18 protein-coding genes are annotated in these 19,553 nt (G+C 66.7%); 3 read left to right on the top strand and 15 right to left on the bottom strand.

Features of this window, described 5'->3' with window-relative positions; all coding sequences use genetic code 11:
- Positions 1-6: 6 nt before the first annotated feature.
- The 6 genes from ACSFBF_RS26590 to ACSFBF_RS26565 all read right to left on the bottom strand — a co-directional run bounded on the left by ACSFBF_RS26590 (position 7) and on the right by ACSFBF_RS26565 (position 6,896).
- Positions 7-636, bottom strand: coding sequence for a hypothetical protein (locus ACSFBF_RS26590; protein ID WP_435472268.1), 630 nt, complete (start codon positions 634-636; stop codon positions 7-9).
- The gene (locus ACSFBF_RS26585) at positions 636-2,225 is read right to left on the bottom strand and encodes a vWA domain-containing protein (RefSeq protein ID WP_435472266.1); all 1,590 of its coding nucleotides are present in this window, start codon (positions 2,223-2,225) and stop codon (positions 636-638) included. The genes ACSFBF_RS26590 and ACSFBF_RS26585 overlap by 1 nt, the downstream gene beginning before the upstream one ends.
- Positions 2,222-3,472: a toxic anion resistance protein gene (locus tag ACSFBF_RS26580; RefSeq protein ID WP_435472264.1), complete on the bottom strand. Its 1,251-nt coding sequence runs from the start codon at positions 3,470-3,472 to the stop codon at positions 2,222-2,224. The genes ACSFBF_RS26585 and ACSFBF_RS26580 overlap by 4 nt, the downstream gene beginning before the upstream one ends.
- Positions 3,473-3,504: 32 nt before the next feature.
- On the bottom strand, positions 3,505-4,629 hold the full coding sequence (locus tag ACSFBF_RS26575; RefSeq protein WP_435472262.1) for a hypothetical protein: 1,125 nt from the start codon (positions 4,627-4,629) through the stop codon (positions 3,505-3,507).
- A 65-nt stretch (positions 4,630-4,694) separates the two neighbouring features.
- Positions 4,695-5,996 carry an aminotransferase class V-fold PLP-dependent enzyme gene (locus tag ACSFBF_RS26570; RefSeq protein WP_435472260.1) on the bottom strand — a complete coding sequence of 434 codons (1,302 nt, stop codon included), beginning with the start codon at positions 5,994-5,996 and terminating at the stop codon, positions 4,695-4,697.
- Between the two features lie 3 nt (positions 5,997-5,999).
- Positions 6,000-6,896, bottom strand: a complete 897-nt coding sequence (locus ACSFBF_RS26565) for a transporter substrate-binding domain-containing protein (RefSeq protein ID WP_435472258.1) — start codon at positions 6,894-6,896, stop codon at positions 6,000-6,002.
- Between the two features lie 129 nt (positions 6,897-7,025).
- Between ACSFBF_RS26565 and ACSFBF_RS26560 the strand changes: the two genes are divergently transcribed.
- The gene (locus ACSFBF_RS26560; protein ID WP_435472256.1) at positions 7,026-7,952 is read left to right on the top strand and encodes a LysR family transcriptional regulator; all 927 of its coding nucleotides are present in this window, start codon (positions 7,026-7,028) and stop codon (positions 7,950-7,952) included.
- Between the two features lie 30 nt (positions 7,953-7,982).
- On the opposite strand, the gene ACSFBF_RS26555 is transcribed toward ACSFBF_RS26560, so the two are convergent.
- Both ACSFBF_RS26555 and ACSFBF_RS26550 read right to left on the bottom strand, forming a co-directional pair.
- Positions 7,983-8,405: a styrene oxide isomerase gene (locus ACSFBF_RS26555; RefSeq protein WP_435472254.1), complete on the bottom strand. Its 423-nt coding sequence runs from the start codon at positions 8,403-8,405 to the stop codon at positions 7,983-7,985.
- A gap of 73 nt (positions 8,406-8,478) precedes the next feature.
- Positions 8,479-8,664, bottom strand: a complete 186-nt coding sequence (locus ACSFBF_RS26550) for a hypothetical protein (RefSeq protein ID WP_435472252.1) — start codon at positions 8,662-8,664, stop codon at positions 8,479-8,481.
- Between the two features lie 321 nt (positions 8,665-8,985).
- Here ACSFBF_RS26550 and ACSFBF_RS26545 point away from each other — a divergent pair, with 321 nt between their 5' ends.
- Together ACSFBF_RS26545 and ACSFBF_RS26540 are read left to right on the top strand one after the other, a co-directional pair.
- Complete coding sequence (locus tag ACSFBF_RS26545) at positions 8,986-10,515, top strand: FAD-binding oxidoreductase (protein ID WP_435472250.1); 1,530 nt, start codon at positions 8,986-8,988, stop codon at positions 10,513-10,515.
- 305 nt (positions 10,516-10,820) lie between these two features.
- The gene (locus ACSFBF_RS26540; protein WP_435472248.1) at positions 10,821-12,053 is read left to right on the top strand and encodes a lactonase family protein; all 1,233 of its coding nucleotides are present in this window, start codon (positions 10,821-10,823) and stop codon (positions 12,051-12,053) included.
- Here ACSFBF_RS26540 and ACSFBF_RS26535 read toward each other — a convergent pair whose 3' ends face one another.
- The 7 genes from ACSFBF_RS26535 to ACSFBF_RS26505 are packed head-to-tail and all read right to left on the bottom strand — an operon-like array spanning position 12,054 to position 19,551.
- The gene (locus ACSFBF_RS26535; RefSeq protein ID WP_435472246.1) at positions 12,054-13,529 is read right to left on the bottom strand and encodes an N-acyl-D-amino-acid deacylase family protein; all 1,476 of its coding nucleotides are present in this window, start codon (positions 13,527-13,529) and stop codon (positions 12,054-12,056) included.
- Complete coding sequence (locus ACSFBF_RS26530; RefSeq protein ID WP_435472244.1) at positions 13,526-14,440, bottom strand: MurR/RpiR family transcriptional regulator; 915 nt, start codon at positions 14,438-14,440, stop codon at positions 13,526-13,528. The genes ACSFBF_RS26535 and ACSFBF_RS26530 overlap by 4 nt, the downstream gene beginning before the upstream one ends.
- A gap of 10 nt (positions 14,441-14,450) precedes the next feature.
- Positions 14,451-15,746 (bottom strand): amino acid deaminase, encoded by a 1,296-nt coding sequence (locus ACSFBF_RS26525; RefSeq protein ID WP_435472242.1) that lies wholly within the window; start codon positions 15,744-15,746, stop codon positions 14,451-14,453.
- A 3-nt stretch (positions 15,747-15,749) separates the two neighbouring features.
- On the bottom strand, positions 15,750-16,733 hold the full coding sequence (locus ACSFBF_RS26520) for an ABC transporter ATP-binding protein (RefSeq protein ID WP_435472240.1): 984 nt from the start codon (positions 16,731-16,733) through the stop codon (positions 15,750-15,752).
- On the bottom strand, positions 16,730-17,767 hold the full coding sequence (locus ACSFBF_RS26515) for an ABC transporter ATP-binding protein (protein ID WP_435472238.1): 1,038 nt from the start codon (positions 17,765-17,767) through the stop codon (positions 16,730-16,732). The genes ACSFBF_RS26520 and ACSFBF_RS26515 overlap by 4 nt, the downstream gene beginning before the upstream one ends.
- Positions 17,767-18,606 (bottom strand): ABC transporter permease, encoded by an 840-nt coding sequence (locus tag ACSFBF_RS26510; RefSeq protein ID WP_093048736.1) that lies wholly within the window; start codon positions 18,604-18,606, stop codon positions 17,767-17,769. The genes ACSFBF_RS26515 and ACSFBF_RS26510 overlap by 1 nt, the downstream gene beginning before the upstream one ends.
- Before the next feature lie 3 nt (positions 18,607-18,609).
- Positions 18,610-19,551 (bottom strand): ABC transporter permease, encoded by a 942-nt coding sequence (locus ACSFBF_RS26505; RefSeq protein ID WP_435472383.1) that lies wholly within the window; start codon positions 19,549-19,551, stop codon positions 18,610-18,612.
- Positions 19,552-19,553 lie beyond the last annotated feature (2 nt).

The raw sequence follows: 19,553 nt of genomic DNA, 5'->3' as shown, positions 1-19,553 counted from the left end.
CTTTATTCAGCTCGCCAGAAAGTCGGGCTGGCGGAACTTCTTTTCTAAGAACTGCCCGTTCGCCACCAGCGCGGCGGCATCGCTCGACGCCACGTTGGCGACGATCTCGCGCAGCTTGGCATCGAGCAGGCCCAGCTGCTCGCCGAGCAGCTGGCGCGCCGTCTTGCCGTCTTTCACCGCATGCGTGATGCGGAAGGCCGGCGGCAGCGCGACATAGTTGGCGAGCGTTTCGGGCAGGTAGCGCAGCACGGTCTCGCGCACGGTGAACAGGTCGTCGCCATGCGAGCCCGTACCGACGAGGCGCGGCAGCACCTCGCCCACCGAGCCGCGCACGTTGTCGAGGCTCTTGCGCATGTCTTCGGTGAGGTGCGGCTGTGCCTGCGCGACCACGCGGTCGAGGCGCTCCAGCGTCTGCTCGACGCTGAGGCTGTCCTCGATGCGGCGTTCGAGTTCGGGCGCCCTGCGGCCCAGCAGCCAGCCGGCCACGTACAGGCCGGCGGTGATCAGCAGCCACCCGCTGTCGATGACGCCGGCGAACAGCAGCGCCGGCCCCAGCAGCGCCAGCGCGCAGCCCAGGATGTTGCCGTTGCCGTACAGAAACAGCAGCGCGCGCAGTTTGAGCGAGCGCTCCGGCATCACTGGTAGCCCCGGATTTCCTTGAACACCTGCCCCAGCTGCAGCTTGCGGCCGTCGAACTCGCGGCCGCCGGAGAGCTGCGCGATCTGCTGCATCTCGCTCACGTTGGCTTCGCCGAAGAGGATGGGGAAGATGCGCGCGGGCAAACCACCCGCCGCGTAGCGGTCGCGAAACTCATGCGGCTTCAGGCCCGCGTTGTTCTCGCCATCGGTCAGCAGCACGATGCTCACGAAGCGATCGGGCTCACGCTGCTGCTCCTTGCGCGCCACTTCTTCGGCGGCGGCGAGGGCCGAGTAGATGGCCGTGCCGCCGTTGGCCGTCATCGCGTCGGCCTGCTGGCGCAGCGTGGCGCGGGCCGCGTCGATCCGGTCGGCGTCGAAGCGCACCCACACGGGCTCCTGCACCTCGGTGGAGAAGGTGATCAGCACCACGCGCTCGCGGCTCTGGAAGGCGCTGTAGCGGGCGCTCGCGGTGGTGGCCATGGCGCTGGTCTCGGCGCCCGAGAGCAGCTTGAGCGCCTCGCGCATCGACACCAGGCGCTTGCCCGCCATCGAGCCGCTGAGGTCGAGCACAAAGATCGAGGTGGCGGGCTTGCGCCATTTCGACTGGTAGGTGCCGAGCACCGCGTCGATCACGTCCAGCCGGTTGGGAAAGCCCAGCTCGGCCACGGCGGCGGTGGGCAGTGCGCTGGCGGCGGCAACCTCGGGGTTGGCGGGGCGCAGGAACGCGGCCGAGAGCGCATCGCGCTGGAACGGCGCGGCCTTCAGCGTGGCCACGAGCTGGGTGTAGGCCTCGCGCTTGTCGGCGTTGAGCAGCATCAGCGGGTAGTCGGCCGAGATCATGCCGTCGCGCGGGTAGATCAGCGTGAGCTGGTCGGCCGTGGGCAGCTTCTCGTTGGCGCGCAGGATCACCGCTTCGTAGTTCACCATCGCGTCGATGGCGGACGGGTCCTTGATGTAGGCCTCGGCCAGCCAGCCCGAGCTGCCGGCGGTGAGCTTCTGGCCAGAGAGAAAGGCCTTCAGCGTTTTCTCGTCCACGTCTTGCGCGGTCAGGTCTTCGGTCTTGCCCGCGAGCGCGGAGGCCACCGCGAACAGCGCGCTCATGCCGGTGTTGGAGCTGGTGGCGTTGGTCATGCCGTAGCGCAGCTGCCCGGCGCCTGCGGCCTTCGCGATTTCGGCCCAGCCCGGCGGCTTCTTGTTCCAGCCGAGCTGCGCGGCCTTGGCGCTTTTCACGCCGAGCGCGATGCGCGAATAGAAGAGCTTGTCGCGCGCCAGCGGCTTGGTCTGCAGCGCGAGCGCGGGGTAGGCGCCGTTGGGCGGCAGGATGGCGTCGAAGCTCTCGCCGGCGTTGATGCGCTCGACGATATCGAGCGTGCCCGCGTACGAGAGCTTCACGTCAACGCCGGCTGCCTTTGCAGCGGCGACGATGGGGGCTTCGAGGTCTTTGAGCTCCGAGCCCGCGAGGATGGTGAAGGCCGTGGTGGCTGCCACGGCCGGCGCGGCACTCGCGGCCTGCGGTGGCTCTTCCTTGCCACAGGCCGCAAGGCCCATCACCAGAGCCAGAGCTAGCAGCCGGGACAACAGGCTCACAGCGCGACCTCGCCGCGCGGCGACTGCAGCGCCTCGGTCGTTTCCTGGCGGCGCACGCGGTCGAGGTAAGTGCGGCTCTTCGCGACTTCATTCGTCAGCGTGTCCACCGTGGTCTGCATGGAGTCGAGCGCCTTGCTCTTGAAGTCGGCGATCGTGTCCATGGTCTGGTAGATGTTGGCAAAGGCCTGCTGCAGCTTGGCGATCTCGATGGTGCTGGAGGCCGCCTGCTGGTGGATAGCGCTGCTCTGGTCGCGCAGCATCTCGCTGGTGCTGGCGATGAGGTTGCCGGTGGTGGCGTTGAGCGCGCTGATCTGGTCGAGCACCAGCTTCTGGTTGGACAGCGCCTGCGCCACGATCACGGCGGTGCGCAGCGCGGCCACGGTGGTGGTGGTGGCGCGGTCAACGCCCTTCATCAGTTCCAGGTTGTTCTTGCGGATCATGTCCAGCGCGAGGTAGCCCTGGATGTTCACCGCGAGCTGCGTGAGCAGGTCGGTGACCTTCTGGCGCGAATAGAACAGCATTTCCTCGCGGATCACGCGGGCCTTCTCGGGGTCGGTGACTTCCAGCGCGCGGGCCTTGGCGTCGAGCTGGCCATCGAGGGCCTTGCCGATGTGCACGTATTTCTCGAGCCGCTCCATCAGCGTCCAGAGGTTGACCTTTTCCTGCTCGATGGCGGTGTTGTCGCGCAGCAGCTCGTCCTTGCCGCGCTTGAGCGATTCGATGATGGCGTTCAGATGCGTCTGCGACGACTGGTAGCGCTCGAAGTACGCCAGCAGCTTGTTGCCCAGCGGAATGATGCCAAGCAGCTTGCGCGCCGAGAACAGGTCGCCCTGCTTCGAGGGGTCGAGGTCTTCCACCTGGTGGCGCAGGTCGATCAGCGACTGGCCAATCTGCGCACCCTTGTCGAACAGCCCGTTGCGCAGCGAACCCACGGGCCGGTCGAGCATGCGGTTGGACACCGACGCCGAGGCCTCGATGTCCTTGTTGCCCATCGAATGGATGCGCTCCACCGCTTCCTTGAACTGCGGGTGCTGGCTGTCGTGCGCGGTGATGTCGTCGATGAAGCGCGCCACCTGCGCGTCGAGTTCGGCCACGTCCTCGGCCTTCAGGCGCACCTTGCCGCTGGCCGACTCGACCGGCACCGGCGCGACGGCAGCGGGCGGCTCGAGCGTGAAGGCCTGCGGCGGTTGCAGGTCGATGGGCGCGGGGGCCGTTGCGGTGGTGGTTGCGGTGACAGGCGCGTTCATGAATGCATTCCTTGGTTCATTTGTTCGGTCGTTCACTTGAAGCGGGCTTCGATGCCCGTGGTCATCCGTTCGAGCCACTCGAAGCTCGGCGGGTCGATCACGTCGACCAGCACGTCGGGCACCTTCACGCCGCGCGCGGCCCAGGTCTCGGGGCCCTTGGTGTCGCCGCCAGTGCGGTAGCCGTATTCGTGCGCGAGCTCGCGCAGGGCCGGGTCGTTCTCCAGCGCCGCGCCCAGGCGCACACCGCCGGGCGTGTAGGGCACCAGCACGTGCTTTGAATAGACGGTGGGCTTGGGGTAGAGCAGCACCATGTCGCTCTTGAGGCGGTCGGGGTTCTTGAGCCAGAACTCGATCATTTGCGACTCGTAGGCCACCAGCAGCGGCGCCTTGCCCATGCCGAGCGCCAGGTAGTCTTCGAACGGCCCGGCCGACGACTGCTCCTGGAAGCCCTGACGCAGGAACAGCGGCGCGACCACCGGCATGACGCGGTCCACGTCTTCCTGGCTCTGCACGATCTGCTGGCTGTTGGCGAGGTAGCTTGCGAGCGCGAGGTACATCGCCGCCGAGTTGGAGGTGCGAACGTCGGTCGAGTTGATGAGCAGCGACTTGCTGGTGGAAAACGCGCTGCTGGCCTTGAGCTCCTTCCAGCGCGTGCCCTTCTCGATCATGGCCATCAGGCCCGGCAGGTCGACCACGTAGTAGAAGTCGCCCTGCTTCTGCGCGATGCCGTTAGCCACGAGGATCTCTGCAATCGGCCGCCAGCTGGCCAGCACGATGGGCGTGTAGAACGGGTTGAAGACGTTCGGTGCCTTGGCCAGCGTCTTGAGCTGCGCCGCCGCGGGCGCGCCCGAGGGAAAGCCGAAGTCGAACTTGCTGGCGTCGTAGCGGCTGGCAATGGCGCGCGAGCCGGCCTTCTCTACGGTAACGGTGATGCCCTGCGCCGCCAGTGCCTTCTGCACGCGCGGGTCGGCAAAAAAGGTTTCTTTTTCTGAGCCAATCAGGCCGCGCAGCGTGACCTGTTTCTGCTGCTCGATGCGCGCTGCGGCGGCGGTGGCCGATTCATCGTGCAGGCGGGTGTTCGAATACCAGACGCCGGACCCGACCGCGGCCAGCAGGACGACGGCCAGCGCTGGTGCGATCAGCTTGCGAATTTCCAAATCTCATGCTCCTCTCCCCCTGTGAACGGGGGTAGAGAAACATACTAACTACCGAATATGACGGTTTATGACAATCCGATGTCAGCCGCGATGTCCTGGGTGATACGCAGGAATTTCTCGATGTCAGCGACGGAATTGCAATGCAGCGGTGACACCCGCACGGTGCCCGCGAGCCCGAAGGATTCGAGCATGCGCTTCGAATAGATGCTGGTCGCCACGCGCTCGTAGACCGTCACGCCGCGCTTGCCGTACTCAACCACCGCCTGCGTGCAGTCGATGCGGTCGAAGCCGATACCCAGGATCAGGTCGCGCTTGGTCAGGTCTTCGTGGTCGAGGAAGACGTTGACGCCCTTCATCTCCCGCATGCCGGTGGCGTTTGCGTTGCCGTCGAGCAGCAGCGCCAGCAGCGCGCGCTCGTGCAGTTCGATGTGCGTGATGCCCGCGACGAACAATGCGCGGCGGTCGGCGGCGTCGGTGAAGTGACCGCCCAGCCAGCACACGTAGTCGACGATTTCCGTGAGCACCGCGAACTGCCACGGCGCGGCGCTGCCCAGGTCCCAATAGTCGGGCTTCTTGCCCGCCAACTTGTGGTGCGGCAGCACGGCCGCACGGTCGGACACCCACGACAGCCCCGAACCCCGGCAGCCGAAGAACTTGTAGGGCGCAAGGTTGATGCCGTCCACCGGCGTCTTCTGCAGGTCGATGAGGCCGTGCGGTGCGTGCTGCACGGCGTCTACCAGGATGTACAGGTCGGGCTTGATCTCGCGCGCGCGGCGCACGATCTCGGCCATGTCGAGCTTGGCGCCCGAGATGTTCGACGCGTAGATCACGTTGAGCAGGCAGGTGTTCTTGTCGACCAGCCGCACGACTTCGTCCACATCGACGCCGCCGGTGACGGGGTTGCTCTGCGCCACGCGCAGCTCGCGGCCGAGACGCTGGGCGTAGAGGCTCATCGCGTCGAAGGCCGACGGGTGTTCGAGCACGGTGGTGACCATGTTCGTGCCCGGCACGTTCTCGGCGATGGCGCGCACCATGTCGAACATGGCGCCCGAGGCAGTGAGCGAGGCGTACACGCTGCCGCCCGTGGCGTTGAGGATGGTGCGCAGGTCGGCGCTGCCCTTGGCCTGGATGTTCTGTAGCTCGACGGCCGTGGCGTGGATGCGCTCGGCGTTGTCGGGGATGGCATCGACCTGCGCGAAGCGCTCGACCGCGGCCTTGAGGCGGAACGAGCCGCCGGCGTTGTCGAAGTACAGGCGCTCGCGGCCGTGGTGGTCATGATCGACCTGCAGGAAGCGCGCTTTCACCTCGCGCATGAGCGCGTCGGAAAAGGTCTGGCCGTGCTCGAGGTTGGGAAGCTGGAGAGTCATCGCTCAGACGCCCTTGTTGTTGGGGTTCTTGTAGATCTCGCGCACCGCGTCCGTCATCGGGAAGTTGAGGTTCGCGTTCTTCGGCGGGATCGGCGAGAGGAACCACTTGGTGTAGAGCTGCTCGATGGCGCCCGACTTCATCAGCCCGTTGACGGTTTCGTCGACCAACGCCTTGAACTGCGGGTCGTCCTTGCGCAGCATGATTCCGTAGGGCTCCTGGCGCAGCGACTCCTTCAGGATCTTGTAGTCGCCCGGGTTGGTCGCGCTGGCGATCATGCCGGCAAGCTGCACGTCGTCGAGCACATAGGCGTCGGCGCGACCGGTGGACAGCAGCAGGAAGCCGTCGGAGGTGTCCTTGCCGGCGATCTCGTTCACTTCGATGGTGCCGCTCTTGCGCGCGCCGCGCAGCAGCTGGATCGAGGTGCTGCCCGAGACGGTGGCCACGTTCTTGCCGTTGAGGTCGCCCAGTGCATTGATGCCCGAGGCCTTCTTCACGGCGGCGGTGATGTTGGTGACGAAGTGGCTGGGCGCGAAGTCGACCTGCTGCTGGCGCTGCGTGGTGTTGGTGGTGGTGGCGCAGTCGAGGTCGACGGTGCCGTTCTGCAGCAGCGGAATGCGGTTGGTCGAGTTGAGCATGGTGTAGCGCACCTCGATCTTGGCCAGGCCCAGCTTTGCCTTCACCGCGTCGACGATCTTCAGGCAGATGTCGTTGGTGAAGCCGATGGGCGCGCTGTCGGCGCTGAGCTTGTACGAGAACGGGATCTGGCTGTCGCGCGCGCCGATCTGGATCGTGCCGCTCTCCTTGATCTTCTGCAGCGTGCCGCCGTCCTGGGCGCTGGCGGCGCCGCAGGTGAAGGCAAGGGCGATTCCGAGCGCGAGGGGCAGTTTCTTGAAGTCCATGGCGGGTTCCTTGAAGAGTCGATGACGGTGGATCGGGCGAATCTTCGGCCTCTGGACAAATTTCCAAAAGCGATTTTTTGTGATCGAATCACATGAAGAAAAGCGTTTCTTTGGAGACAGATCCCCGTGATGACCTTCAAGCAACTCGAAGCCCTGTACTGGATCGCCCGGCTCGGCGGCTTCGCGCAGGCAGCCAACCAGCTCAACACATCGCAGTCGGCCATCTCCAAGCGGGTGCACGAACTTGAGCAGCTGTTCGACACCGAGCTGTTCGACCGTAGCCAGCGCACCGCGCGGCTCACCGAGAAGGGCGAGGAGATGTTCGTGCTCGCCCGCAAACTGCTGGAGCAGCGCGACGCCGCCGTCGAGCAGTTCGGCAAGCCGGGCGTGGTGGAGCGCCGCATCCGCGTTGGCGTGACCGAGCTGACTGCCATGACCTGGCTGCCGCGGCTGGTGGGCCTCATCCAGCAGCACTACCCCAAGGTGATCCTCGAGCCCGACGTGGACGACAGCCTGCAGCTGCGCGACAAGCTGCTGGCCGACGAGCTCGACCTGGTCATCGTGCCAGACACCTTTGCCGACTCGCGCCTGCCGCACAAGGTCATCGGCCAGGTGAAGAGCGCGTGGATGTGCAAGCCCGGCGTGGTGCCGGCGGGTGGCACCACCGTGCGGCTGCACGAGTTGGCGCGCCACCGCATGCTGGTGCAGGGCAACAACTCGGGCACGGGCCGCGCCTACGACGCATGGATGAAAGAACAAGGCGTGCAGCCCGCCAACGTGATCGTGGTGAGCAACCTGGTGGCGCTGACGGGGCTCACGGTGTCGGGGCTGGGCGTGAGCTACCTGCCGCGCGAGTGCCTGCAGCCGCTGGTGGCGGCGGGAATGCTCGCGGTGATCGACGTGACGCCGGCCTTGCCCGTGGTGCGCTACGTGGCCATGCACAAAGGTGAGCACCGCAGCGCGCTCACCTCTTCCATCGTGATGCTGGCGCAGGAATGCTGCGACTTCACGCGCATGTTCCAGGCGCAGGCGGATGAGGAGTCGGTGCGTGATTGATCGCAGGCGAGAGCGCCTGCCTCGTTGCCGTCAGAGCGTAAGAAAGGCGGCGATCAGCAATGCCACTGCAGCGACGATCGACGCCACGGCGCCGACCATGTTGCCGAGATAGACCAGCCTCCCCCACCCTGCCGTGCCTTCGGAAGACAGCCCACGCTGCCCCGAGATCGCCGCCAGCGGTGTCGACACGCAGAACCCGTAGGCCGACACGATCAGCGCCACGGCGATGAGCCAGAGCATCCATGCAGGAACGGTGAGCCAGGGCAGCACGGCCGCCGTCGCGAGCATCAGCGTCGCACCGATGGGCAGGCTCAGATGTGCGACACGCCACGAGTTGACGATGTGAGCGGCGGCTTCACGCTTGATCGCCTTCGCATAGGGTGCGCCCAGCAGCAGTCCGAACAGGAGAACGATGGCGCCATGGAAGACGAGGTGACGCGCGGCGGGGTGCATGGATGCGGTGGTGTGGCGATGGGAGCCACATCCTACCGGGCCGAACTTGTGTGGCGCCTCTGCGGGGAACGCCTCAGTCGTTGTGCTCGACGGGGGACAGGTCCGGATGCAATTGCTGCAGCGCCAGCGACAACCGAAGCACCCGCTCACGCGCGCCCGGCTCGCCCCGGGCCAGTGCGCCCAATGCTGCTTCGTAGTCGTCAGTGAGCTGCTGCCACAGCTCGAAGTCGGCGCCAAGGCCTTCAGCGTCCTTGTCCATCTTTGCTCCAAGTCGGAATTCGACGGCCGGTAAGTGCGTCAGTTTGACCGATTTTTGCCGGGAGCGTTAGAACTTTAGGGGTCGTGGGGTCATATCCAACTGGATACGGCGCAGTGCCAATGCCGCGACCGCTGACTTTCAGGGCCGCCGATTCGGGGTTGTCCTTATGAAAATATCTTTCAATCAATCCAATAATTGACGTCAATATAGGCGGCGTAGCGCGATATTTTCGTCAATTCAAGGGGATTAAGAAAAAGTCTTTCACTTTAGGTGCTCCCTGCTTCCCGTTCACCGTCGCAAGACGTCCATCAGAAAGTGCCCATGACCATCACCGTGACACGCCAGGATGCTCGCTACAACACCCTGAAAAAGGGTTTCAACCTGCGATGGCCTGCAACGGAGTCAGACGCGGCTTCGCGCATCGAGCTAGCGGAGAACGCCGGCGATGCCGCCGCCGCCCTGCAGCGCATCGTCGATGCGGGCCTTCGGCCCACGTTGCGCAGCGGTGGGCATTGTTATGAAGACTTCGTCTCCAACAACCCCGACGGCGCAATCCTCGACCTGAGCCTGCTCAACAAGGCAAGCCCCGCCAGCGGCGACGGGCGCTACCGTGTCGGCCCCGGCACGCAGAACTGGAACGAATACCTCGACCTGTACAAGCGCAGCAACGTCACGCTGCCCGGCGGCTCCTGTTACTCGGTCGGCGCGGGCGGGCACATTTGCGGCGGTGGCTACGGCCTGCTGTCGCGCCTGCAGGGGTTGACGGTCGATTGGCTCTCCGCGGTGGACATCCTCACGGTGGACTCCCGCGGCAAGGTGGTGCCGCGCACCGTGGATGCGCGCCGCGAGCCCGACCTGTTCCGCGCCTGCCGCGGCGCGGGCGGCGGCAATTTCGGCGCGATCACCAGCTATGTGTTCGACACCCTGCCGCCAGCGCCGCGCGAGGTCGCGCTGGCGGTGGTCGCATTCGACTGGGCCACCATGACGCCCGAGCGCTTCGCCGCCCTGCTCTCCACCTACGGCGAATACTGGGCAACGCGCGGCAAGTCGCCCGACACCTGGGGCATGTTCTCTCTGCTCAAGCTCACGCATCGCTCGTCGGGCCAGATCGTGATGCTGACGCAGTTCTGCAACCCCGACGGCACCTGCAACGACCTGACGGTGCTCAACGAATTCCTGGACCGCTTTCGCGCCTGCGCGCCAGTGCCGGCCAAGGGCCGTGTGCCGGGTGTGGGTCCGGCACCGCAGCGCGACGCGGGGCAGCTCCTGTGCTCCAAGCCGCACACGGTGACGCGCTACGACTGGCTCACGGCCACCCAGTACCTCAATGGCTCTGGTGACAACCAGCGAGGCAAATACAAGTCGGCCTACATGAAGCAGAACTTCAGCGCCCGCGAAGCGCAGCGCATCTACACGCACCTGACCCGCGTGATGCCGGGCGTCGATCTCAGTCAGTCGCTGGTGCAGGTGGACTCGTACGGCGGCGCCGTCAACAAGCCCGAGCGCATCAACGACACGGCGGTTCCGCAACGCGCTTCGATCATGAAGCTGCAATACCAGACCTACTGGCGCGATGCGAAGGACGATGCCGGCCATCTGCGCTGGATCGGCGATTTCTACCGCGACGTGTACGGCACGCCCGACGTACCCGAGCGTTACGCCGGCACGCCCTACCCCGGCGAGCGCTACGAGGGCTGCTACATCAACTACCCGGACAGCGACATGCTGGCCTACCCTTTCTGGTCGCAGCTCTACTACGGCGACCAGGGGCTGTATGACTTCCTGCGGAAGGTGAAGCGTCGGTATGACCCGAACAACATCTTTCACCATGCAATGTCTGTACGGCCTTGAGATGAGCCCTCGCTCTTGTTCAGGGCACGCTCACGCCGACGGCGTGCTCTGCTCCGCGAATGTCCCCCGGCCTGCGGCCTCCTCCTTTATTTCGCTGCGCAGAGCACACCATCGACGTGATCGATGGACGCAGCGGTCGATCGGCCGGCACAAGCGCTGCGTCCATGTGCGAATGGCATCGGGTGCTCCCCGCAGCGAAATAAAGGAGGAGCCGAAGGCGGGGGACATTCGCGGAGGGGAGTACCCGGTGTCATTCGCACGCACCCCGAACAGAAGCCACTGAGTCCAATCACGAGAGGAATCCCATGACACATCGCCCCCAACGCCGCACAGTCATGCAATGGATCGGCGGCACCTCCGCCCTTGGCGCCCTGACGCCATGGCTGCCTGCCAATGCCCAAACTCCGAACGCAGCCACCAGTCGAAGCACACCAGCGCCGCGCTTCGCTTATGTCGGCACCTACACCAGCGACGCCCCGGGTGGGACAGCCGGCGGACCGGCATCGAAGGGCATCTATGTGCTCGCCATCAACGACGGTGGCTGGACGCAAGTGCAAGCTGTTCCAAGCGCGAACCCTTCGTTTCTCGCGGTGCACCCCAGCCAGCGGTTCCTGTACGCGATCAACGAAATCGACACCTACCAAGGCCTGCCCACCGGAACTGCCGAAGCCTATGCCATCGATGAGCGCAGTGGCCGCCTGACGCTGATCAACCGCCAGCCGCTGTCACTGTCGGGAGTGATCCCGGCGCACTTGGCCGTGTCGCCGGATGGCCGCGCCCTGGTCGTGGCGCTGTATGGCGGCGGTGCCTACAACGTGCTGCCGATCAGTGCAGACGGCAAGCTCAGCAAAGTCTCGAGCATTGAAAAGGAAACCGGCTCCGGCCCCGACGCCGAACGACAGGAGTCACCACACCCGCACATGGTGCAGTTCGACGCCTCGGGCCGGCGCGTGCTCGCCACCGACCTCGGCAGCGATCGCATCAACGTCTTCGCGCTCGCCGACGGCAAGCTGGCACTGGTCGGCCGCACGGCCACGCAGCCCGGAAGCGGCCCGCGCCACCTGGCGCTGCATCCGTCGCAACGCTTCCTGTACCTGGTGAACGAACTCGACGCCACGGTCGCCTGCTTCGGCTACGACGCGGCCAGCGGCCTGATAGACGGACAACGTCAGCGGATCTCGACAGTGCCGCAAGACTTCACCGGCCAGAAAAACTCGGCAGCGCTGGTGATGCATCCCTCGGGGCAGTTTCTCTACGCGAGCAACCGCCGGCTGAAGTCGGAACACCCGCTGGCCGACAGCATTGCAGCGTTCCGCATCGACGCGACCAGCGGCACGCTGACACCGCTGCAGCACTGGAGCGAAGGCCTGCGCTTCCCGCGCGCGCTGGCCATGGCGCCCGGAGGCAGCCACCTCTACGCGCTCAGCCAGAAAGGAGACGCCATCCTGCGTCTGCGCATAGACCCCGCAAGCGGCAAGCTGGACCAGCCGGTGCAGGTGGCACAAGTGCCGACACCGGCCTGCCTGGTGTTCGCCTAGCTAGCTCCCGCGCGTGAGCATCCGGCCCGCGCGCGCCAGCACCCGTGCTTCGGCCTCGCCGCCGCGATAGGCCAGCACGCCGTTCACGAACACGCGCTCCACACCCAGGCTCACGCCATGCGGCTGGTCGTAGGTCGCGGTGTCGGCGATGGTCTCGGGGTCGAACACCACCACGTCCGCCATGTTGCCGGCACGCAGCAGGCCACGATCGGCGATGCGCAGGTTGCGCGCGGTCATGCCGGTCATCTTGTGCACGGCCTGCTCCAGGGTGAACAGGCGGCGCTGGCGCCAGTAGCGCGCAAACACGCGAGGGAAGGCCCCCCACAGGCGCGGATGCGGATGACGGTCATGCGGCAGGCCATCGCTGCCGATCATGGTGAGCGGGTGCGCGATAACGCGCTCCACGTCTTCCTCCTGCATCTGGAAGTAGCAGGCGCCGCCGGGCTTCAGGCGCAAGCAGGCCTCCTGCTCGGTGACGCCCCATTCGCGCGCGATGTCGGAGACCAGGCGCCCCGTCATCTCCGGATGCGGATCGGACCACGTGAGCAGCACGTCGATCACGCCATCGACAAGATCCTCGCGCAGCACGGTCGAGCCAGCCACATAGGGGTACACGTCCATCGCGATCTTCTGGCGCTGCGCCAGTGATTCGATCAGCGGCAGCGTCTCTTTGGTGCGGCCCCAGTTGGCAGGACCAGCGCACTTGTGATGCGAGATGACGAGCGGCACGCCCGCGTTGAAGGCCGAGTCGCCAGCCTCGTGCAGCGCCTCGATGATCTGCTGCATCTCGCTGCGCAGGTGCGTGGCGTACACACCGCCGTGGCGGGCCACGACGCGCGCCAGCGCCGTCACTTCTTCGGCGGGCGCCGCAAAGGCTTCTTCGTAGAACAGGCCCGACGACATGCCGTGCGCACCGTCGGCCATGCAGCTGTCGAGCAGCGCTTCCATGCGCGCCAGCTCGTCGGCGCTGGCGGGGCGGTCCAGCGCTTCCATGGTCGCAAAGCGCAGCGTGGTGTGGCCGACCAGCGCTGCCACGTTGAGCGCGGGTTGCGTCGCATCGACCGCCGCGCGGTATTCCGCCATGGTCGCGTGCTTGAACGAATCGGCGCCCAGCAGCGTGAGTGGTGGCAGCGACTGCGGCGTGCGGTACGGCGCGAGCGAGATGCCGCAGTTGCCTGTCACCACCGTGGTGATGCCCTGCGACACCTTGGGCAGGCACAGCGGGTCGCGCAGCACGATGGCGTCGTCATGCGTGTGCGCGTCGATGAAGCCGGGAGCGATGACCTTGGCGCGGCAGTCGACGACTTCGACGTCGGCCAGCGCGAGGCCATCGGGCAGTCGCTCGCGCAGGCCTTCGCCGAGCGCGACGATGCGGTCGCCCTGCAGCAGCACGTCGCCGGGCCACGAAGGGCCACCCGAGCCGTCGACCACGAGGCCCGCTTCGAGCAGGATGGCTTTGCCTGTCGTCGCACTCACGATCCGGTTCCCTTGTTGCTGTTGATGCCGCCGCCGTCCCAGCTTTGCAGCGGGTGCGTGGTGGCGTCGATGCCGTGGCGCTGGAAGGCCTCGCGTGCGCGCTGAAGGCGCTGCACTGCGGGCTCGCCGCGGCGCTGGGCCACGAGCACGGTGAGAATTTCAATGGCCGTGAGGTGTGTCAGGTAGGCGTCGATGCCCACGTGCATCACCGCGTCGTCGGGCACCGACAGGCCAAGCAGAAAGTCGGCCTTGGCCGCGAGCGCCGTGCCGGGCCGCGTCAGCGCGACCACCTTGGCGCCCTGCCCGCGCGCGATGTCCACCGCGTCGAGCAATGAAGGCATGCCGCCCACGTGCGAGATGGCGATGACCACGCCGCCCGGGCGCTGCGCCGCACCGGCCACCTGCTGCAGGTGGTAGTCGGCCCAGGCGTTGGCCGAGAGGCCCAGCCTGAAGAGCCGCGCCTGCAGGTCGTTGGCCATGAACCATGATGTGGCGCCCGCGCCGTACAGGTCCACGTGCGGCGCCGCCGCGATGGCCGCCACGGCGCCATCGAGCACCTGCATGTCGAGCTGGCCGCGCACGCCCGAAACCGAGGCCGCAGCGCTGCGCGCGATCTTGCCGACCACTTCGTCGGCCGCGTCCTCGATGTTCACGCGGCGGTGCAGCGGCGAGCCACCGAGCGCCAGTTCCTGCGCAAGCGCGAGCTTGAACTCGCGCAGGCCGGCAAAGCCGAGGTCGCGGCAGGTGCGCATGATGGTCGGCACCGAGCTGCGCGAGCGCTCGGCCAACTGCTCGAAGCTTTCTTCGAGCACGCGGTCGGGGTCTTCGAGGATCAGGTCGAGAATCGCGCGCCGCGTCGCCGGGGCGTCGCTGCGGATCTGCGCGATTTTCTGAAGCAGGGAGGGTGTCATCGCAGCGTGCTCAGAAGTGCATGGCGACAGCGTCGCTCACGCGGTAGTCGTTCTCGACCACGGGCATCCAGTGCCACTTGTCGAAGGTCGTGCAGGGGTGCGAGATGCCGAGGCCGACACGGTCGCCGACCTTGGGCGCTTCGGCTTCCTCGTTCGCATCCCAGCGCAGGTAGGCGTGCTGGTCGTTGAGCGCAGTGATCTTCCAGCCCGCAGGCACGGCCTGCGGCTGCAGCACGCCACGCGCCGCGCGTGCGATGGGCACGGGCAGCGAGAGATCGAAGGAAATGTCGCGCTTGCCGACCGCGAGGATCGCCAGGCCCGGCTCCGGCCGCGATTGCACCGTGGCCCAGACCTCCATCGCCGGCACCAAGCTCTCGCCACAGCCGCAGCCCAGGCGCTCGTCCACCGCGCTCACCATGCGCTTGTAGAAGCCATGGTCGTGCGTGACGTAGCAGCCCGAGCGCAGCAGGCCGCGCACCGGCGCGCCGAGCGCGGGCTTGAGCCTGCCGGCCACGAGGTCGAAGATGGCCGAGCCGCCGGCGGACACCAGCACCTCGTCGGTCTCGAAAAGCTTCTCTGTGTCGCAATGGCGCGCCACGGCTTCCACGCGGTCCATCAGTGTCTTTGCATAGGCCGCGTCGGGTTCGCTCTGGCCGGTGGCGCCCTGCCCTTCATAGCACTCGATGCCCACGAGCTTGACCGCATCGCTCGCGCGCAGCCGCGTGGCCAGCGCCACGGCTTGCTCGTGCGTGCGGCAGCCGGTGCGGGCGCCGTCGACGCCGATCTCGATCATCACCTCGAAGGGCACGCTCGCGGGATGGCGCTTCGACCAGTCTTCGATCAGCGCAAGCTGCGCCAGCGAATCGACCAGGAACACGACGCGCAGGTCGACATGCTCGCTCAGCAGCATCTGGATGCCCGCGAGGTCTTCATCGCTCACCACCTGGTTGGCGATGACCGTGCGGCGCGCGCCGGCCGCCACACCCACCGCCAGCTGAGTGACGGTGGCAAAGGTCAGGCCCCAGGCACCGGCGTCGAGCTGGCGCTGGAAGAGCTGCGGCGACATGGTGGTCTTGCCGTGCGGCGCAAGGTCGATGCCCCATTCGCGCACGCGCGACTGCATCCACGCGAGGTTGTGTTCGAGCGCTTCGCGCTTGAGCACGGCCAGCGGCAGCGGCAGGTCACCGGCGAGCACGTTCCATCCGGCGGAACCGATCTCGCTGCGGCGGCGCGGCGCCTGGGTGCGCGGGTAGCCCTTGAAGTTGCTGCCCAGCAGCGGGTCGTTGAAATCGTTGGCGGCAGTCATGGTCTATGCGGCAATGTTGGATAGCAGTTCTTTGCGGATGCAGGCGCTGTAGTGTCCTGCCGAAATTTCTTCAAGCGGCGGCACGGTCTGCGCGCAGGCTTCGATGGCATGCGGGCAGCGCGTGCGAAACACGCAGCCCGAGGGTGGCGAGATAGGACTGGGAATGTCGCCCTTCAGCGCAATGCGCTCGGTCGCCACCTCGGGGTCGGGCTTCGGGCTCGCGGCCAGCAGCGCCTGCGTGTAGGGGTGCGAGGGCCGCGCGAACAGCTCCTCGGTGGTGGCGACTTCCATCACCTTGCCCAGGTACAGCACCACCACGCGGTCGCACAGGTACTCGACCACGTCGAGGTCGTGCGAGATAAAGAGCATCGTCAGGCCCAGCCGCTCGCGCAGGTCGGCCAGCAGGTTGATGACCTGCGATTGAATGGACACGTCGAGCGCCGACAGCGGCTCGTCGGCCACGATGAATTCGGGCTCCACGGCCAGCGCACGCGCCACGCCGATGCGCTGTCGCTGCCCGCCCGAGAACTCGTGCGGAAAGCGGCTCGCATGCTCGGCGCGCAGGCCCACGGTTTCGAGCAGCTCGGCAATGCGCTTGTCGCGCGCCGCCGCGCCCTTGTGCAGGCCGTGCGTGGACAGCGCCTCGCCGAGGATCGCGCTGATGCGCATCTTCGGGTTCAGGCTGGCGTACGGGTCCTGGAAGATGATCTGCAGCTTGCTGCGCAGCTTGCGCATGCGCTCGCCCGACAGCGTGCCGATGTCGTCGCCACGGTAGAACACCTGGCCGCTGGTGCGTTCGAGCAGGCGCAGCACAGTGCGGCCGATGGTGCTCTTGCCCGAGCCCGATTCGCCGACCAGGCCCAGCGTTTCGCCGGGCTGGATCGCGAACGACACGTCGTCGACCGCGCGCACCGGGCGGTCGCTGCTGCCGAAGTATTTCTTGAGTCCGCGGACTTCGATGAGGGGAGAAGAAGAAACAGCGGTCATGCGACCCTCACAAGTGGTTGCGCCGGCTGCACGCGAACGCAGCGGGCCTGGCGACCGTGGTGCGTTTCGATCAGCGGCGGCATCGCGGCGCTGCACTCGGGCAGCGCAAGGTCGCAGCGCGGCTCGAAGGCGCAGCCCGGCGGCGGCGCCAGCGGGCTCGACACTTGGCCGCGAATGGCGAACAGTCGCTTGGGCTTGGGTTGGCCGGGCAGCCTCGCCTTGCCCGGCAGGCAGGCCAGCAGACCCTGCGTGTACGGATGCTCGGGCTGCGCGAACAGCGGTCGCACGGGAGCGCTTTCGACCACGCGGCCCGCATACAGCACCACCACGTCGTCCGCATGGTGCGCAACCACGCCGAGGTTGTGCGTGATGAAGAGGATGCTCATGCCCGTCTCGGCCTGCAGCCGGCGCATGAGTTCGAGGATCTGCGCCTGGATGGTCACGTCGAGCGCGGTGGTGGGCTCGTCGGCTATCAGCAGCGTCGGGTCGCAGGCCATGGCCAGCGCGATCATCACGCGCTGGCGCATGCCGCCCGAGAGCTGGTGCGGGTACTCGTGAATGCGCTGCGCGGCGGCCGGGATCTCGACCAGTTCGAGCATGCGCAGTGCATGGGCCAGGGCCGCCTTGCGGTCGAGGCCCTTGTGCAGGCGCACGCTCTCCGCGATCTGCTCGCCGATGGTGAACACCGGGTTCAGGCTGGTCATCGGCTCCTGGAAGATCATCGACAGCTGGTTGCCGCGCAGCGAGCGCATCTCGCGTTCGCCGATCTGCAGCAGGTCGAGCGTCTTGCCTTCGCGCGTCACGAAAGAGGCGCTGCCGCTGACCTGCGCATTCGCAGTCTTGGGCAGCAGGCGCATCAGCGTGAGGCTGGTGACCGACTTGCCCGAGCCCGACTCGCCGACCAGCGCGGTCGTCTTGCCGGGCTGTATGGAAAAGCTCACGTCGGCCACCGAACGCACAAGGCCGTCTTCGGTGGGAAAGCTGGTGCTCAGGTTGTTGACCGTGAGACGCGGGGCGTTGTTGGCGTTGTTCATCACGATGTCTTCTTGAGCTTCGGGTCGAGCAGGTCGCGCACACCGTCGCCCAGCAGTTGCAGCGACAGCGCCGTGAAGATGATCGCAAGCCCCGGGAACAGCACCACCCAGAAGGCCTGATGCGCGTACTGCTGGCTGCCCGCGACCATGGTGCCCCAGGTCGGGATCTCGGGCGGCACGCCGACGCCGAGAAACGAGAGACCCGCCTCCGCCAGGATCGCGTACGCGAAGATGAACGACACCTGCACGAGGATCGGCGACATCAGGTTCGGCAAGATGTGCCGCCACAGGATGCGCGAGGTGCGCACGCCCAGCGCGCGCACGGCTTCGACGAACAACAGCTCGCGCACCACCAGCGTCGAGGCCCGCACCACCCGCGCCACGCGCGGCGTGTAGACCAGCACCAGCGCGAGCACGGTGTTCATCAGCGACGGCCCGAGGATGGCCACCAGCGCGATGGCCAGCAGGATGTCGGGAAAGGACATCATCGCGTCGACCACGCGCATCAGCGGCGCGTCGAGCCGGCGGAAGAAGCCGGCCATCAGGCCCAGCACCGTGCCGGCGATGACCGCGCCCAGCGCGGTGAGCGCCGCGATGGCCAGCGAGTAGCGCGCGCCGTGCACGATGCGCGAATACAGGTCGCGGCCCAGTTCGTCGGTGCCGAGCAGGTGCTCGGCGCTCGGCGCCTTCAGGCGCTCCAGCACGGCCGTGTCGTTGGGATCGATGGAGGCGAACAGCGGCGCGCCGATCGCGAGCACCGCAATCACGAGCAGCACCAGGGCGGAAACCATCACGATGCGGCGATGCATCAGCTGACGGAGCATTCGGGGCATACGCATCGCTCAGACCTTCACGCGCGGATCGACCACGGCATACAGCAGGTCGATCGAGAAATTGATGAGCACATAGATCGCGGCGATCACGAGCAGTGCACCTTGAATGACGGGGTAGTCGCGCCGCAGCACGGCACTGACCACGAGGTTGCCCACGCCGGGCAGGCCGAACACGGTTTCAGTGATGACGGCGCCGCCGATCATCAGCGCGACCGTGAGGCCGATCACCGTGACGATGGGCACCAGCGCATTGCGCAGCGCGTGCTTGAGCACCACCGTGCTTTCGCTCAGGCCCTTGGAGCGTGCGGTGCGCACATAGTCTTCGCCGAGCACGTCGAGCATCGAGGCGCGCGTGAAACGGATGATGAGCGCGGAGTTCAGCAGGCCCAACACAGTCGCCGGCAGCACCAGCGAATGCAGCCGCTCGGCCAGCGCCGCATCGGGCGCGCCATAGCCCGACACCGGGAACCAGCCGAAGGACACGGCAAGGATCTGGATCAGCACGATGCCGAGCCAGAAGCTCGGAATGCTCGCACCCAGCATCGCAACGCCAGTGAACAACTGGTCGACCGCGCGGCCACGGAACACGGCGGAGACGATGCCGCAGGGCACGCCGATCAGCGCCGCGATGGCCACGGCCATCAGCGCGAGCAACGTGGTGGGCTCGGAGCGCTCCCACAGCGCCTGCGTCACGGGGCGCTGCAGGAAGATGGAAGTGCCGAGGTTGCCCTGCAGCACCTCACGCAGCCAGTAGCCGAACTGCACGGGCAGCGGCTTGTCGAGGCCGTACTCCTTCTGCACGCGCGCGATGTCGGCCGCGGTGGCCTGGTCGCCCAGCAGCACCGAGACAGGGTCGCCCGAAGCCGCGCGCGTGAGCACGAAGACGAGCACAGCCACGATGGCGAGCACGACGAGCATGCCTGCTGCTCGGGAGGCGATGTAGCGGAACAGCG

It is taken from the genome of Variovorax nivicola (genome assembly GCF_051216475.1).
Taxonomy (GTDB): Bacteria; Pseudomonadota; Gammaproteobacteria; order Burkholderiales; family Burkholderiaceae_C; genus Variovorax.
The sequence above is the reverse complement of the archived record's forward strand: the minus strand, read 5'-3'. Positions and strand labels throughout refer to the sequence as shown.